General features: G+C 64.8%; 16 protein-coding genes and 1 pseudogene. 14 read left to right on the top strand and 3 right to left on the bottom strand.

Going from position 1 to position 14441, the window contains the following annotated elements; all coding sequences use genetic code 11:
- A pseudogene (eno, locus tag VIM12_RS00130) lies at positions 1–188 on the top strand (phosphopyruvate hydratase); the annotation flags it as partial.
- 79 nt (positions 189–267) lie between these two features.
- On the top strand, positions 268–591 hold the full coding sequence (ftsB, locus tag VIM12_RS00135) for a cell division protein FtsB (RefSeq protein WP_331939571.1): 324 nt from the start codon (positions 268–270) through the stop codon (positions 589–591).
- Positions 592–648: 57 nt separating this feature from the next.
- Here the strand turns inward: ftsB and hslO are convergent, their stop codons facing one another.
- Entirely contained in the window at positions 649–1572 is a 924-nt protein-coding gene (hslO, locus tag VIM12_RS00140; protein WP_331939572.1) for an Hsp33 family molecular chaperone HslO, read from the bottom strand.
- A gap of 2 nt (positions 1573–1574) precedes the next feature.
- The gene (locus tag VIM12_RS00145) at positions 1575–2099 is read right to left on the bottom strand and encodes a gamma carbonic anhydrase family protein (protein ID WP_331939573.1); all 525 of its coding nucleotides are present in this window, start codon (positions 2097–2099) and stop codon (positions 1575–1577) included.
- A gap of 50 nt (positions 2100–2149) precedes the next feature.
- On the opposite strand from VIM12_RS00145, the gene VIM12_RS00150 reads away from it, so the two are divergent.
- The 3 genes from VIM12_RS00150 to VIM12_RS00160 all read left to right on the top strand — a co-directional run bounded on the left by VIM12_RS00150 (position 2150) and on the right by VIM12_RS00160 (position 4496).
- Complete coding sequence (locus VIM12_RS00150) at positions 2150–2977, top strand: ferritin-like domain-containing protein (protein WP_331939574.1); 828 nt, start codon at positions 2150–2152, stop codon at positions 2975–2977.
- Between the two features lie 160 nt (positions 2978–3137).
- Positions 3138–3353: a hypothetical protein gene (locus VIM12_RS00155; protein WP_331939575.1), complete on the top strand. Its 216-nt coding sequence runs from the start codon at positions 3138–3140 to the stop codon at positions 3351–3353.
- Positions 3354–3467: 114 nt separating this feature from the next.
- On the top strand, positions 3468–4496 hold the full coding sequence (locus VIM12_RS00160; RefSeq protein ID WP_331939576.1) for a patatin-like phospholipase family protein: 1029 nt from the start codon (positions 3468–3470) through the stop codon (positions 4494–4496).
- Here VIM12_RS00160 and VIM12_RS00165 read toward each other — a convergent pair.
- Positions 4477–6174 carry an acyl-CoA synthetase gene (locus VIM12_RS00165; RefSeq protein ID WP_331939577.1) on the bottom strand — a complete coding sequence of 566 codons (1698 nt, stop codon included), beginning with the start codon at positions 6172–6174 and terminating at the stop codon, positions 4477–4479. The genes VIM12_RS00160 and VIM12_RS00165 overlap by 20 nt on opposite strands.
- A gap of 110 nt (positions 6175–6284) precedes the next feature.
- On the opposite strand from VIM12_RS00165, the gene VIM12_RS00170 reads away from it, so the two are divergent.
- From VIM12_RS00170 to bamC, 9 genes are all read left to right on the top strand, one after another.
- Positions 6285–7157 carry an alpha/beta hydrolase gene (locus VIM12_RS00170; RefSeq protein WP_331939578.1) on the top strand — a complete coding sequence of 291 codons (873 nt, stop codon included), beginning with the start codon at positions 6285–6287 and terminating at the stop codon, positions 7155–7157.
- Positions 7158–7233: 76 nt separating this feature from the next.
- On the top strand, positions 7234–8070 hold the full coding sequence (locus VIM12_RS00175) for a 3',5'-nucleoside bisphosphate phosphatase (RefSeq protein ID WP_331939579.1): 837 nt from the start codon (positions 7234–7236) through the stop codon (positions 8068–8070).
- Between the two features lie 94 nt (positions 8071–8164).
- Positions 8165–9046 (top strand): protease HtpX, encoded by an 882-nt coding sequence (htpX, locus tag VIM12_RS00180; protein ID WP_331939580.1) that lies wholly within the window; start codon positions 8165–8167, stop codon positions 9044–9046.
- A gap of 51 nt (positions 9047–9097) precedes the next feature.
- Positions 9098–9721 (top strand): L-threonylcarbamoyladenylate synthase, encoded by a 624-nt coding sequence (locus tag VIM12_RS00185; RefSeq protein WP_331939581.1) that lies wholly within the window; start codon positions 9098–9100, stop codon positions 9719–9721.
- An 83-nt stretch (positions 9722–9804) separates the two neighbouring features.
- The gene (locus VIM12_RS00190; RefSeq protein ID WP_331939582.1) at positions 9805–10464 is read left to right on the top strand and encodes a site-2 protease family protein; all 660 of its coding nucleotides are present in this window, start codon (positions 9805–9807) and stop codon (positions 10462–10464) included.
- A 5-nt stretch (positions 10465–10469) separates the two neighbouring features.
- On the top strand, positions 10470–11672 hold the full coding sequence (locus VIM12_RS00195) for a tryptophan--tRNA ligase (protein WP_331939583.1): 1203 nt from the start codon (positions 10470–10472) through the stop codon (positions 11670–11672).
- A 14-nt stretch (positions 11673–11686) separates the two neighbouring features.
- Positions 11687–12256, top strand: coding sequence for a class I SAM-dependent methyltransferase (locus tag VIM12_RS00200; protein WP_331939584.1), 570 nt, complete (start codon positions 11687–11689; stop codon positions 12254–12256).
- 88 nt (positions 12257–12344) lie between these two features.
- On the top strand, positions 12345–13223 hold the full coding sequence (dapA, locus tag VIM12_RS00205; protein WP_331939585.1) for a 4-hydroxy-tetrahydrodipicolinate synthase: 879 nt from the start codon (positions 12345–12347) through the stop codon (positions 13221–13223).
- A gap of 61 nt (positions 13224–13284) precedes the next feature.
- Positions 13285–14436 (top strand): outer membrane protein assembly factor BamC, encoded by a 1152-nt coding sequence (gene bamC, locus VIM12_RS00210; protein ID WP_331939586.1) that lies wholly within the window; start codon positions 13285–13287, stop codon positions 14434–14436.
- The last annotated feature ends 5 nt before the right edge of the window (positions 14437–14441 follow it).

The following is a 14441-nucleotide window of genomic DNA, read 5'->3' on the forward strand; positions in this document are numbered from 1 at the left end:
GCTCCGGGGAGACCGAGGATTCCACGATCGCCGATATCGCTGTCGGCACCAATGCGCTGCAGATCAAGACCGGCTCGATGTCGCGTTCCGACCGCATGGCCAAGTACAACCAGCTGCTGCGCATCGAGGAAGACCTGGGCGACATCGCCAGCTATCCCGGGCGCTCCGCGTTCTATAATCTTCGCTAATCGCTAACACAAGCGACGCGTACGCAACAGTGACCTCGGGGCACCTGCTCCCAGGTCACTGTTTCGCATAGAATGCCGCATGCGCCTGATCACCCTCAGCCTCGCCGCCCTGCTTCTGCTGATCCAGCTTCCCTTGTGGCTGGGGAAGGGCGGCTGGCTGCGCGTCTGGGATCTGGACAACCAGGTGAGTGAGGCGCACACGAAGAATGATGCGCTGAAGGCGCGCAACGACAAGCTTGATTCCGAGGTGCGCGACCTGCGCGACGGCACCGAGGCGGTCGAGGAACGCGCCCGCTATGAACTCGGCATGATCAAGGACGGCGAGATCTTCATCCAGATCGTCGAACCGAACGGCAAGTCGGCACCGCTGCCGCCGCTGCCGTCTGCGCCCGCCGGCGACTGACCGGCCGCCGCAGGCCGTTGCGGCGCCAGCCACACCCGCCACCGCAGTACTTCAGGCTCAGTGCCGTGCAGTCCCTGCCTGCTGCATGGCATCCGATGGATTTTCCGCTGCAAACAGCTGCGCGCAATCGACCTTGTCGAATTCATAGTGCTGGCCGCAGAAATCGCAGTTGATCGCCAGCTTGCCAAGGTCGGCCAGTGCCGCATCAATCTCCTCCTTGCCGAGCAGGCGCAGCATGTTGCCGACCTTCTCACGGGAGCAGGAACACTGGAAGCGCGGATGCCGCGGCTCGAAGACCCGGATCGTCTCTTCCCAGAACAGGCGCCGCAGCAGCGTGTTGATGTCGGTCGCCAGCATTTCCTCCCTGCGCAGGGTGGAGGCCAGGGTCACGGTATGGTTCCAGGTCTCGGCGGTGTCGGCGACCTGGGCCCCGCTGCCACCTTCCCCGGGCAGCTTCTGCAGCAGCAGCCCGCGTGCGACCTTCTCGTCTGCAGCAAGCCACAGGCGCGTGTCAAGCTGCTCGGAACGCAGCATGTAGTTCTCGATCACGACCGCCACCGAGTCCCCGTCAAGCGGGACGATGCCCTGGTAAGGCTGTTGGCCAGGCAGCTTGTCCTTCGGGTCAAGCGTGATCACGAATCGCCCGTGGCCGCCGGCATTGACCAGTTGCGTCAGCGTGGCCTCGCCGGGAATCACCGCTTCCTCCGCAAGCTTTGCCGTGGCGCGCATATGCAGTTCCGAATCGCATTCCACCACAAGCAGTTTCACCGGGCCGTCGCCATGCATCTGCATCACGACCATGCCGTTGAATTTCAGGTTGGCCGTCAGCAGGGCCGCCGCCGCCAGCATCTCGCCGAGCAGCCTGCGTACCGGCGCCGGATAGGCAGCTCGCGCTTGTACCTGGTGCCAGGTCTCTGAAATCTCGACCAGTTCGCCGCGCACTGCGGCATTCTCAAAGAGGAATCGTTGTAGCGTGTCCATGCCTATCCAATCTGCTTCAGGCCCTGTTTGAAGAGCTGGCCACGCTTCACGTAGCTGGCCGTATTGACGCGCATTCGGGCGATATCTTCCTCGCCCAGCGTGCGCACCGCTTTCGCAGGCGCGCCGATGATCAGCGAGTTGTCGGGGAATTCCTTGCCTTCGGTGACCAGGGCACCAGCTCCGACCAGGCAATTCCTGCCGATCTTTGCGCCGTTCAGGATCACCGCCTGGATGCCGATGAGCGAACCGTCGCCGATCTGGCAACCGTGCAGCATGGCTTGGTGACCGATGGTCACGTTGCTGCCTACGTCGAGCGGCATGCCGGGGTCGGTATGCAGCACCGCATTCTCCTGGATGTTGCTGTTTTCGCCGATGCGGATCAGTTCGTTGTCGCCCCGGATCGTGACGCCGAACCAGATACTCGCATTGGCTTCGATGCGGACGCGGCCGATAACGTTCGCGTTCTCCGCGACATAGGCGGATGCATCGACGTCGGGCGCTTGGTCGTCAAGTTGGTAGAGGGCCATGGATTTCCGTAGAATCGAGAGTTTGCAAGTCGTCATTCTACCCGCGCCTCATGATTGATTCAGCCGCTCCAAATGAGCTTGTCGAGAGGGAACTGCGTGCCGCCGCGCTTCACTGGCTCTGCGTCACCGAGCCCGAGCCCAAGGCCGATGGCGTCGCCGCCCTCGGGCGGCGATTTGATGGCGGAGAAATGACGCTGGATCCTGCCCGCTTGCTTCATGCGACGCAAGCGGTGCCGGGCCGTCCGACGCGCCCGCTCCTGGTGCCGCCGCTGGAGGTCGGCCGCCGCTCGATGCGGACGGCCGAGGGCAGGGCGGCGCTGATCCATGCGCTCGCCCACATCGAATTCAATGCGATCAATCTGGCACTTGATGCGATCTGGCGCTTTCCCGGCATGCCGGCCGCGTACTATGCCGACTGGCTGCAGGTGGCTGCCGAAGAGGCGCTGCACTTCTCGATGCTCTCGGCACACCTTGCTTCGCTCGGCTATCGCTACGGGGACTTCCCCGCGCATAACAGCCTGTGGGACATGGCCGAGAAGACCCGTGACGATGTGCTCGCGCGCATTGCGCTCGTACCGCGCACCCTGGAAGCCCGCGGCCTCGATGCTTCACCGCCTGTGCGCGCAAAGCTGGCCCAGGCCGGCGACCATGCGGCGGCAGCGATTCTCGACGTCATCCTGCGCGACGAGATCGGACACGTTGGCATCGGCAACCGCTGGTTTCTGTGGCTGTGCCGCCAGCGCGGCCTCGAGCCCTTGCAGGCGTATGCGGACCTGGCCCGGCAGTATAAGGCGCCGCCGCTGCGTGGTCCCTTCAACCTGGATGCGCGTCGCGCCGCCGGATTTACGGAAGACGAGTTGATCGCCTTGCAGCAATAGGATGTTGCGCAAGAACAAGCGCAAGAAACTTCGCTGCAGTGCGGGAGTCTCTAGGGGAAGGAGACGCCGCTTCCCATGGCGGCGTCTCGTCCACAGAGGGAGGTGTGCGATGTTGAATCTCTTCAAATCTGCCACTGCATTACTTGCAGGAGGAGTGCTGGTGTTTGGGCTGGCTGCATGCGAGAAGCGCGAGCAGGCGGCCGGCGGCGAAGGGCCGGCGGAACGTGCCGGGCAGCACATAGACCAGGCGGCGGCCAAGGCCGGGCAGGAGCTGAACAAGCTCGCCGACAAGGCAGGACAGGGCATGCAGCAAGCCGGCGAGAAGCTTCAGAACAAGGCGCAGGAAGCGCAGCAGCAGGAACCCCAGAAGCAATAACAGGCCGCGCCGCACCGCGCGCCGGCATGCACCCGGCGTCACCGCTTTACGCCGGGGCGAGCTGCTTGCGCAGCAACGTGCACGCATTCTTCCTGTCCTGTACCAGGCTGCATCATGCTCACCGACCGAAAATCGGTCACGCTCGCGCTGCAGGGCGGCGGATCGCACGGTGCATTCACCTGGGGCGTCCTCGACCGCCTGCTTGAGGACCGCCGCGTCCGGATCGAAGGCATCAGCGGCGCGAGCGCCGGGGCAATGAACGCCGTCGTGCTCGCGCATGGCATGACCGTCGGGGGACGGGAGGGCGCGCGTCAGGCGCTTAGCGACTTCTGGGAGGCGGTGGCAGGTACCGCGCCGTTCAGCCAGTGGCCCGAGAGCCTGCTCGGCGCCACCAGGGGATCCACGTCAGGTTTGCCGGTCGCCTACAAGCCCATGCTGTCGCTGCTTCGGGTGTTTTCGCCGTACCAGCTCAATCCCTTCGACATCAATCCGCTGCGCGCGATCCTGGCGCGGCAGGTCGATTTCGATGGCGTGCGCAAGAGATGTCCGATGCGGCTGTTCATCGCGACGACCCATGTCGCCACCGGCACCCTGAAGCTGTTTCGCACGCGGCAGCTGAGCCTGGACGTGCTGCTTGCGTCGGCCTGCCTGCCTCTGCTGCATCGTGCGGTGGAGATCGACGGCGAGGTGTACTGGGATGGCGGGCTGACGGCGAATCCGCCACTGCTGCCGCTGGTGCAACGGTGCAGCGCGCGCGACATCATCGCGGTGCTGCTGCATCCGTGTCCTGGCACCAGGCTGCCGGTCACCGCGGAAGCGATCTCCCACCGTCTCGCGGAGATGAATTTCAGTTCAACCTTTTTCGCCGAGCTGCAGGTGCTTGTGCAGGCGCAGCGCGAGGCGAAACGCAGCTGGTTCGCCGTCGGCCGGATGGAGCGCCGCCTGCGCGGCCTGAACATGCACGCAGTGGAGTCGGGCGACATGATGAGCAGCCTCGGGCGGCACAGCAAGCTCAATGCCCATCCGGCTTTCATCCGGCGCCTGCACGCCGAGGGCAGGGAGCGTGCGCATGCCTGGCTGCAGCAGAACTTCCGGGACCTTGGCGTGCGTTCCTCGTTCCGGCCTAGCCGCCTGTTTGGCTAGCGCGGTCCTGTTCGAGCAGGCGCAGTATCCGGCGCTGCACCTTGCCAGTGGTTGTCATCGGCAGCTCGGCAATGAACTCGATCTCTTTCGGATATTCGTACGGCGCCAGTTTCCCCCGCACGTGTTCCTGCAACTCCGCAATCAGCGCAGCGTCTTCCGCTTTGCCCCGTGGCGTTTCCGGTGTCAGCACGACGAATGCCTTGACCAGGTTGCCGCGCTCGGCGTCCGGCTTGGGTACCACGGCGACATTGGCGACAGCCGGATGCTTGACGAGGCAGTTCTCGATCTCGGAGGGGCCGATGCGGTAACCGGCCGCTTTGAACATGTCATCCGCCCGGCCCTGGTACCAGAGATAGCCGTCCTCGTCCGTCAAGGCGAGATCGCCGGTGCGGCACCAGTCGCCGCTGTACTTGTTGCGGGTTGCGTCCGGATTCTTCCAGTAGCCGAGGAAGAAGATCGGGTCCGGCGTCCCGTGGATGTCGGTGCGGTGCAGGGCGACCTCGCCCGTCTGCCCGGGGCCCAGCGGATTGCCGTCGTCGTCGATCACCGCGACACGGTGTCCCGGATAGGGCCGTCCCATGCTGCCCGGGCGCGCCGGCCAGCGCTGCGCACTATTGCCGACGATGTAATTCATCTCGGTCTGGCCGAACATCTCGTTCGGCGTCACGCCGAGCGCGCGCTCGCACCAGTTGAAGACCGCGTCGCCGACCGCCTCGCCCGCGCTCATGATCGCGCGCAGCTTCAGCTTGTAGCGCTCGCGCGGGGCCGGTACCGCCTTCATCATCATTTTCAGCGCCGTCGGGAACAGGAAGGTGTTGGTGACGCCGTATTTCTCCAGCAGGCCGAAGGCGGTCTCGGGCGAGAAGCGGCCGCGATAGGCAACGATCGGCTTGCCGAAATAGAGCGTAGGCAGCAACGCGTCCCACAGGCCGCCGGTCCATGCCCAGTCGGCCGGCGACCAGAAGACGTCGCCGTCCCTGGGAAACCAGTTTTGCGAAGCGACGAAGCCGGTCAGGTTGCCGATCAGCGCCGAGTGCGGGATCAGCGCCCCTTTCGGCGCGCCGGTAGTTCCGCTGGTGTAGATCAGGACCGCGGGGTCGGTCGCGCCGGTGCGCGCTTCCTCGCAGTTCTCGGACGCCTGCGCCAGGGCCTGCTGCCAGTCGACGGCGCCCGGGTGCGCGCAGTCCACCGCGATGATGTGGGCCAGACGCGGGCACGCCGGCAGGGATGCAGCCAGGTTGCCGGCGCCGGCGACGTCGACGATGGCCACCGTCGCCTCGCTGTTCTGCAGCCGGTATTCGAGCGCCTCCGGGCCAAACAGGATGGAAAGCGGCATGGCGACGGCCCCCAGTCGATAACACGCGATATGCGCTACCGCGGTTTCCGGTCGCTGCGGCAGGATGATCGCCACCCGGTCGCCCTTGGCCACGCCCATTTCGCGCAGCACGTTCGCGAGGCGGTTTGCCTGCCGGTCCAGCCAGGCGTAGCTGAACTGCGCGGCGTCACCGTCCTCATCCTCGTACTGGATGGCGATGCGCTCGGGATCGTCTTTCCAGCGGGTGCAGCACAGCGTCGCGATGTTCATGTACTCCGGCACCGACCAGCGGAACTCGCGGTACAGCGACGGGTAGTCGTCTTGCTCGACTGGATTGCGGGAGGTGGCTGCGGCAGATGTCATCTGGTCTCCGTTATAATTATCGAACGATCGTTCTATTATGTTTTGTCCGCCCTGCGGCGAGAGCCTGCATTATGCCGTGGAAGGATACCTTCGACATTGACCGCCTGCCCATGAAACCCTCCCGTTCCGAATACATACCGATCCGCGGCCTGCAATACCATGTGCGTCATTGGGGCGACGAAGGCGCTCCCAAGCTCTTCATGGTGCACGGCTGGATGGACATGTCGGCGTCCTTCCAGTTCGTGGTCGACTGCCTGCGTCGCGACTGGCACGTCATCGCTCCCGACTGGCGCGGTTTTGGCCTCACCCGCAATCCCGGGGTCGACAGCTACTGGTTCCCGGATTACCTCGGCGACCTCGACGCGCTGCTCGACCACTATGCCGCCGACGAGGCGGTCAACCTGCTGGGCCACAGCATGGGCGGCAACGTGGTCTGCCTATATGCCGGGGTCCGTCCGGCGCGTATTGCAAAGCTGATCAACCTGGAAGGTTTCGGCCTGCAATTGACGCAGCCCGAGCAGGCGCCGGGGCGCTACGCCAAATGGATGGACGAACTGAAATCGCCTCCCGGCATGCGCAGCTATACGAGCTTGGCCGAAGTGGCGGCCCGGCTGCAAAAGACCAATCCGCGGCTGGGCGACGAACGCGCCGCCTTCCTTGCGGCCAACTGGGCCGAGCAGAATGCCCGCGGCGAGTGGGAAATCCTCGGAGACCCTGCGCACAAGCTCAGCAGTCCCATCCTGTACCGGGTGGAGGAAGTGCTCGCCTGTTGGCGGGCAATCAGCGCCCCCGTGCTTTGGGTGGAGGCGGAGGAAACCGACGCCTGGCGATGGATGGGGCCGAAGGAGCAGGCCCGGGGGGAAATCGACCGCCGCATCGGCCATATTCGCCAGGTGAGGACGGCTTCGGTCCCGGCCGCCGGCCACATGTTGCATCACGACCAGCCGGAAATCCTGGCGGAACTCATCGAGGGATTTCTCTAAGACACCGCAAGACCAGGCCTGCATGAAGGGCGTACAATCGTCGTAACGCATCTCGCCGATTTTCAGAACACGCACCATGCTCAACGTCGACCTCCATTGCCATTCCAACGTCTCCGACGGCGCGCTTGCTCCCGCCCAGGTGGCGGCGCTCGCCCAGGCGAAGGGTGTCGATGTCTGGGCGCTTACCGACCATGACGAGATCGGCGGCATCGCCGAGGCGCGCGAGGCCGCCGGCGACCTCGGGATCCGGCATGTGACCGGGGTCGAGATATCGATCACCTGGGCGGCCCAGACGATCCACATCGTCGGCCTTCGTTTCGACGAGACCAATGAAGACCTGCGCCGCGGCCTTGCCAGTACCCGTTCCGGGCGCGAGCGCCGTGCGCGGGAGATGGCCGCGCAGCTGGCCGAGGCCGGCATCCCCGACGCCTTCGAAGGCGCGCTGAAATACGTGGGCAACCCGGACCTGATTTCGCGCACCCACTTTGCGCGCTACATCATCGAGCGCGGGATCTGCGCCGACGTCGCCGACGTCTTCCGCAACTTCCTGATCGAAGGCAAGCCGGGTTTCGTGCCGCACCGCTGGGCGACGCTCAAGGATGCCGTCAGCTGGATCCGTGGCGCCGGCGGCATTGCCGTGGTCGCCCATCCGGGGCGGTACGACCTCGACGAACTCTCGCTGGATGTTTTCCTGCGCGAATTCAAGCGCTGGGGAGGCGCCGGCATCGAGGTCATCACCGGCAGCCATACGCCCGACGAGTACGGCGAATACGCCAGTGTCGCCCGCAAGTACGGCCTGCTCGCATCGCGCGGTTCCGACTTCCACGCACCCGGCGAGTCGCAAGTCGAGCTGGGCAGCTTGCCTGCCTTGCCTGCGTCGCTGGTGCCGGTCTGGCACGACTGGAACCTGTAGTTCCATCACTCTTGAAATTCTGGTCCGGCAACCGCATCTGCGTCCCGTCGCCGCGTCCTGTCCCAGGGCGTCCTGGTTCCTGAAGGGGGTATCCATGAAAAGAATCGTCTTGTTCCTTGCCACCAACCTCGCGGTCATGCTCGTCATGTCCGTCGTGCTGTCGCTGCTGGGGGTCAACCGTTTTCTGACGGCGAACGGACTCGATCTCGGCATGCTGATGATCTTCTCGCTCGTGGTCGGCTTCACCGGCGCCATCATCTCGCTGCTGATGAGCAAGCAGATGGCGAAGTGGTCGACCGGCGCCCGGGTGATCGACGCGCCTTCCTCGTCCACCGAGCTATGGCTGCTCGACACGGTCAAGCGCCTGTCGGACCGTGCAGGCATCGCCATGCCCGAGGTGGCGGTCTACGATGGCGAGCCGAATGCCTTCGCCACGGGCGCTTTCAAAAACTCGGCGCTGGTCGCCGTGTCCACCGGCCTGCTGCAAGGCATGACCAAGGACGAGGTCGAGGCGGTGCTCGGCCACGAGATCGCCCACGTCGCCAATGGCGACATGGTCACCCTGACCCTCATCCAGGGCGTGGTGAACACCTTCGTGGTGTTCCTGGCGCGCGTGGTCGGCTTCATGATCGACAAGGCCATCTTCCGCAACGGCGAGGACCGCGGTCCCGGCATCGGCTACATGATGACGGTGTTCGTGTGCGAGATCGTGTTCGGCATCCTGGCCTCCATCATCGTTGCCTGGTTCTCGCGTTACCGCGAATTCCGCGCCGACGCCGGCTCCGCGCAGCTGCTCGGCAGCCCGCAACCGATGGTGAAGGCGCTGGCTCGGCTCGGCGGGCTTGAGCCGGCGGAGAGCCTGCCGCAGAACTTCAAGTCGTTCGGTATCAGCGGCGGCGCTTCCGGGCTGGCCGCGCTGTTTTCCAGCCACCCGCCGATCGAAGAGCGCATCGCGGCCCTGCGTGCGGCGCGCTGACCGGCATACAACCTGACAACGGCGGTCGGAACAGACCGCCGTTCTTTTTTCATGAGCCAATTCTTTCAAATCCATCCCGACAACCCGCAACTGCGGCTGATCAAGCAGGCGGCGCAAATCATCCATGGCGGCGGCATCGTGGCCTTGCCGACGGATTCCTGCTACGCGCTGGTGAGCCACCTCGATGACAAGGCCGCGGTGGAGCGCCTGCGGCGCATCCGCGGCGTCGACGACAAGCACCACCTGACCCTGCTGTGCCGTGACCTGAGCGAGGTCGCACAGTACGCGCGGGTCGACAACCGCCAGTACCGGCTGCTGAAATCGGCGACGCCGGGTCCCTATACCTTTATCCTGGAGGCGACCAAGGAAGTGCCGCGCCGGCTGAGCCATCCGTCGCGCCGGACCATCGGCCTGCGGGTGCCTGAAAACCGCATCGCCCAGGTCCTGCTGGAAGAACTCGGGCAGCCGCTGCTGGGCACCACCCTGATCCTGCCCGACGACACGGACCCGCTGACCGATCCGGACGAGGTACGGGAGCGGCTTGAGCGCCAGGTCGAACTGGTCATTGACGGCGGCGCATGCAGCCTCGAGCCGACCACCGTGCTCGACCTGACCGGCGACGAGCCGGAGCTTGTCAGGCAAGGGCGGGGCGACGTGTCGATGTTCGGCCTGTAGCAAGTGACACGGGCGTTTTTCTGCCTGCCGGTATTTCAACCCCGAAACAGGGCAGGGCGCCTGCTCTGTTAGAATCTCGCCCCATGGAAGAACTCATACAAACCGTCGCGGTATATGCACTGCCGGTGCTGTTCGCGATCACGCTGCACGAGGCGGCACATGCCTACGCCGCCCGCTACCTTGGTGATTCGACGGCGTACATGCAGGGGCGGATGAGCCTGAATCCGATCAAGCACGTCGATCCGATCGGCACCATTCTGATTCCGATCCTGCTCTACGTTTCCACTTCCGGCAATTTCCTGTTTGGTTATGCAAAGCCGGTGCCGGTGGAGTACGGCAACCTGCGCAAGCCCAAGCGCGACATGGCATGGGTCGCCCTTGCCGGCCCATTCGCCAATTTCGTGATGGCCTTGCTGTGGATGCTGTTTGCGATCATGCTCGCCATTTTCGACATCGACGAAACCTTCTTCCTGCGAATGGCGCAGGCCGGCGTGCTGACGAACCTCGTTGTATTTGCATTCAACCTGTTTCCGCTTCCGCCGCTCGACGGCGGCCGCGTGGTGACCAGCCTGTTGCCGCATCGCCTCGCCTGGAAATTCGCCCGCATCGAACCCTATGGGTTCTTCATCGTGTTGGCGCTGGTCCTGCTGAAGGTCCTTTATTTCTGGATGGTGCCGGTGATGACCGCGACGCACAGCGTCCTGAAGCTGATCATTTCTCCCCTGACCTTTTTGCTGAGCTGAAGACCATGTACCCCGAACGTGTAGTTTCCGGCATGCGCCCGACCGGGGCGATGCACCTTGGCCACTACCATGGCGCGCTGAAGAACTGGATCAGGATGCAATCCGAGCATCCTTGCCTGTTCTTCGTCGCCGACTGGCATGCACTGACCACGCACTACGACGACCCGAGCATCATCGAAACCAGCACCTGGGACATGGTGATCGACTGGCTGGCCGCGGGCGTCGATCCGTCGAAGGCGACCATCTTCATCCAGTCGAGGGTGCCCGAGCATGCGGAACTGCACCTGCTGCTGTCCATGGCGACCCCCCTCGGCTGGCTGGAACGGGTGCCGACCTACAAGGACCAGCAGGAAAAGCTGGCTGACCGCGATCTCGCCACCTACGGCTTCCTCGGCTATCCGCTGCTGCAGGCGGCCGACGTGCTGATCTACCGCGCCAGCATGGTGCCGGTGGGGGAAGACCAGATCCCGCATATCGAAATGATGCGCGAGCTGGCGCGGCGCTTCAATCACCTCTATGGCAAGGAAAAGGGCTTCGAGGAAAAGATCCAGGAAGCCTTGAAAAAGCTGGGCGGCAAGGCCGCCAAGAGCTATAACCAGCTGCGCGCCGAATACCAGGAGCAGGGCAAGCATGAGGCGGTGGCGCACGCAAAGACGCTGCTGGACCAGGCGCAGAGCCTGTCGCTGAACGACCGCGAACGCCTGCTTGGCCATCTCGAGGGCACCGGGCGTGTCATCCTGGTGGAGCCGCAGGCGAAGCTGACCGAGGCATCGCGCCTGCCGGGACTGGACGGCCAGAAGATGTCGAAAAGCTACGGCAACGCAATCGCATTGCGCGAAGACCGGGAGTCGGTGGTCAAGAAGATCAGGACCATGCCGACCGATCCGGCACGCGTGCGACGGACCGACCCCGGCGAGCCCGAGAAATGCCCGGTCTGGCAGCTGCACAAGGTGTATTCGGACGAGCCCACCAAGGAATGGGTGCTGAAAGGCTGCCGTTCGGCCGGCATCGGCTGCATCGAGTGCAAGCAGCCGGTCGTGGACGGCGTCCTCAGGGAGCAGGAGCCGATGCGCGAGCGCGCGCAGCAATATCTCGACAACCCGGCCCTGGTGCGCGACATCGTCGCCGACGGCTGCGACAAGGCCCGCAAGCTGGCGCAGGAAACCATGGTCGACGTGCGCAGCGCGATGGGCCTCCACTACCGCTGAAGCCCGGCGACGCCATGTCCGAAGCGCAGGCCCACGTTCCGCTCGACCAGCCTTCGGCCTGGGTCCGGCGTTTCGCCGGCCTGGTGCCTGCCGGCGAGGTGCTCGATCTCGCCTGCGGCGGCGGTCGCCACGCGCGCCTGTTTGCGGCTGCAGGACATCCGGTGCTGGCCGTCGATCGCGACCCGGTGGCGCTTGCCCGCGCGGCCGGTCCCGGGATCACGACGATCCAGGCCGACCTCGAGGAAGCGGGCGCGACATGGCCGTTTGCGATTGGCCGCTTCGCGGGCATCGTCGTCACCAACTATCTGCACCGCCCCCTGTTTCCGCAGCTCTTCCGCAGCCTTGCGCCGGCGGGCATCCTGATCTACGAGACCTTCGCTGCCGGAAATGAGCAGTTTGGCAAGCCGTCGCGTCCCGACTTCCTGCTGCGCCGGGGAGAACTGCTGGATGCCGCAGCCAGCGCCGGCTTGACGGTGATCGCCTATGAGGATGGCTGTGTCGACCACCCTCGTCCGGCGGTCGTACAGCGCATCTGCGCCGCCAGCCCGGGAAGCGCCGTCATTGCCGCCATCCTCGGGGCCTGAGTACGCGCCCGGATTCCGGGGGATTGCACCACGGGAGCAGACGTTCCGCTACAATCGATCCTTTCTTTCCTTACCCGATAACATCATCATGATTCAGGGCAGCATTGTCGCAATTGTGACCCCCATGCACGCCGATGGCACCCTCGACCTGCCGGGCTTGCGCAAACTGATCGACTGGCACATCGCCGAGGGTACCGACGGCATCGTCATCGTCGGGACCACCGGAGAATCGCCGACGGTCTCGGTGGACGAGCATTGCGAACTGATCAGGATCGCGGTGGAGCATTCGGCTAAGCGCGTCCCCATCATTGCCGGCACCGGCGGCAATTCGACCACGGAAGCAATCGAGCTCACGCGTTTCGCAAAGGATGTCGGGGCCGACGCTTCGCTGCAGGTCGTCCCGTATTACAACCGGCCGACGCAGGAAGGCATGTATCAGCACTTCCGCCGTATCGCCGAGGCGGTCGACCTGCCGGTCATCCTGTACAACGTACCCGGCCGCACGGTTGCCGACATGGCGAACGAGACCATCCTGCGCCTGGCCCAGGTTCCCGGCATCATCGGCGTCAAGGACGCGACCGGCAACATCGGCCGCGGCAGCGATCTCATCCGCCTTGCCCCGTCTTCCTTTGCCGTGTACTCGGGCGACGATCCCACGGCAATGGCACTGATGTTCTGCGGCGCCAAGGGCAATATCTCGGTCACGGCCAACGTGGCGCCGCGCGCCATGCACGAACTCTGCGCGGCCGCGATGGCCGGCAAGGTCGCCGAGGCTGTCGCGATCAACAACCGCATGCTGCCCTTGCATAACAAGCTGTTCGTCGAACCGAACCCCGTGCCCGTCAAATGGGCACTGGCCAGGATGGGGCTGATCCCGGACGGGATCCGCCTGCCGCTCGTGCCGATGTCCGCCGCATACCATGAAACCGTGCGCGAGGCATTGCGCGAATCGGGTGTATTACAATAAGCGCCGCCGCGCTTCGCTGCACACGCCGGCGCATATAAACCGAACCTCTATCCGCATCGATATGACAACTCGCAAGCACCTCCAGACGGCCCGTCGTGGCATCACCTATGCGCTGGCGCTGGCCGCCATTGCAGGCTGCAGCACGATCGGCAACGTGCTGGAGCCCGATCGCATCGAATACAAGAGCGCCGGCAAGGCGCCGTCGCTCGAGATTCCCCCGGACCTGACCAAACTGCAGCGCGAGAACCGTTATGCGATCCCCGAGGCGAACCGCGGGCAGGCCACGGCGTCCGGCTACATGCTGCAGCAAAGTGCAGCGCCGGCGGCCCAGGTTGCGAACGTGGCGCCGGCGGCGACGCCCGACATGCGCATCGAGCGTGCCGGCAACCAGCGCTGGCTGGTGGTGAAGCAGGCGCCGGAGGCATTGTGGCCGCAGCTCAAGGACTTCTGGCAGGATTCCGGCTTTCTGCTGACCCAGGAAGTGCCGCAGGCCGGCGTGATGGAGACCGACTGGGCCGAGAACCGCGCAAAGATCCCGCAGGATTTCATCCGCAACACGCTTGGCAAGGCGCTTGATTCCCTGTATTCCACCGGCGAGCGCGACAAGTTCCGCACCCGCCTCGAGCGCACCGCCGACGGGTCGACCGAAATCTACATCAGCCATCGTGGCATGCAGGAAGTGATCGTCGGCCAGCAGAAGGACAGCACCGTGTGGACGCCGCGCGAGTCCGATCCCGAGCTGGAAGCCGAATTCCTGTCGCGCCTGATGACCCGCCTCGGCGCCGAGTCCACCCGCGCCAAGGCCGTCATCGCGAACGCCGGGCTGCAACCGACCCGGGCCAAGCTGGTCAAATCCGGCAATGCCGGCTACGTCGAGGTCGATGAAGGCTTCGAGCGGGCCTGGCGCCGCGTGGGCCTGGCGCTCGACCGCGTCGGCTTCACCGTCGAGGATCGCGACCGTACCCAGGGCCTGTATTTCGTGCGCTACGTCGACCCCGAGCAGGACAGGAACAAGGCATCCGAGAAAGGCTTTTTCTCCAAGCTGTTCTCGTTCGGCTCGGACGACAAGGCCAAGACCGCGTTGCGCTACCAGGTGTCCGTCAAGGGCGCCGGCAGCACCAGCCAGGTCGCCGTCCTGAACAAGGATGGCGCGCCCGACGCGTCGCAGACTGCCGGCCGCATCCTGACCCTGCTGAACGAGCAACTCAAGTAATATCG

It is taken from the genome of Noviherbaspirillum sp. (genome assembly GCF_036563305.1).
GTDB lineage: Bacteria > Pseudomonadota > Gammaproteobacteria > Burkholderiales > Burkholderiaceae_D > Noviherbaspirillum.

Coding starts and splice junctions, on each gene's coding strand:
- ftsB (WP_331939571.1), top strand. CDS start 268: ATGCGCCTGATCACCCTCAGCCTCGCCGCCCTGCTTCTGCTGATCCAG.
- hslO (WP_331939572.1), bottom strand. CDS start 1,572: ATGGACACGCTACAACGATTCCTCTTTGAGAATGCCGCAGTGCGCGGC.
- VIM12_RS00145 (WP_331939573.1), bottom strand. CDS start 2,099: ATGGCCCTCTACCAACTTGACGACCAAGCGCCCGACGTCGATGCATCC.
- VIM12_RS00150 (WP_331939574.1), top strand. CDS start 2,150: ATGATTGATTCAGCCGCTCCAAATGAGCTTGTCGAGAGGGAACTGCGT.
- VIM12_RS00160 (WP_331939576.1), top strand. CDS start 3,468: ATGCTCACCGACCGAAAATCGGTCACGCTCGCGCTGCAGGGCGGCGGA.
- VIM12_RS00165 (WP_331939577.1), bottom strand. CDS start 6,174: ATGACATCTGCCGCAGCCACCTCCCGCAATCCAGTCGAGCAAGACGAC.
- VIM12_RS00170 (WP_331939578.1), top strand. CDS start 6,285: ATGAAACCCTCCCGTTCCGAATACATACCGATCCGCGGCCTGCAATAC.
- VIM12_RS00175 (WP_331939579.1), top strand. CDS start 7,234: ATGCTCAACGTCGACCTCCATTGCCATTCCAACGTCTCCGACGGCGCG.
- htpX (WP_331939580.1), top strand. CDS start 8,165: ATGAAAAGAATCGTCTTGTTCCTTGCCACCAACCTCGCGGTCATGCTC.
- VIM12_RS00185 (WP_331939581.1), top strand. CDS start 9,098: ATGAGCCAATTCTTTCAAATCCATCCCGACAACCCGCAACTGCGGCTG.
- VIM12_RS00190 (WP_331939582.1), top strand. CDS start 9,805: ATGGAAGAACTCATACAAACCGTCGCGGTATATGCACTGCCGGTGCTG.
- VIM12_RS00195 (WP_331939583.1), top strand. CDS start 10,470: ATGTACCCCGAACGTGTAGTTTCCGGCATGCGCCCGACCGGGGCGATG.
- VIM12_RS00200 (WP_331939584.1), top strand. CDS start 11,687: ATGTCCGAAGCGCAGGCCCACGTTCCGCTCGACCAGCCTTCGGCCTGG.
- dapA (WP_331939585.1), top strand. CDS start 12,345: ATGATTCAGGGCAGCATTGTCGCAATTGTGACCCCCATGCACGCCGAT.
- bamC (WP_331939586.1), top strand. CDS start 13,285: ATGACAACTCGCAAGCACCTCCAGACGGCCCGTCGTGGCATCACCTAT.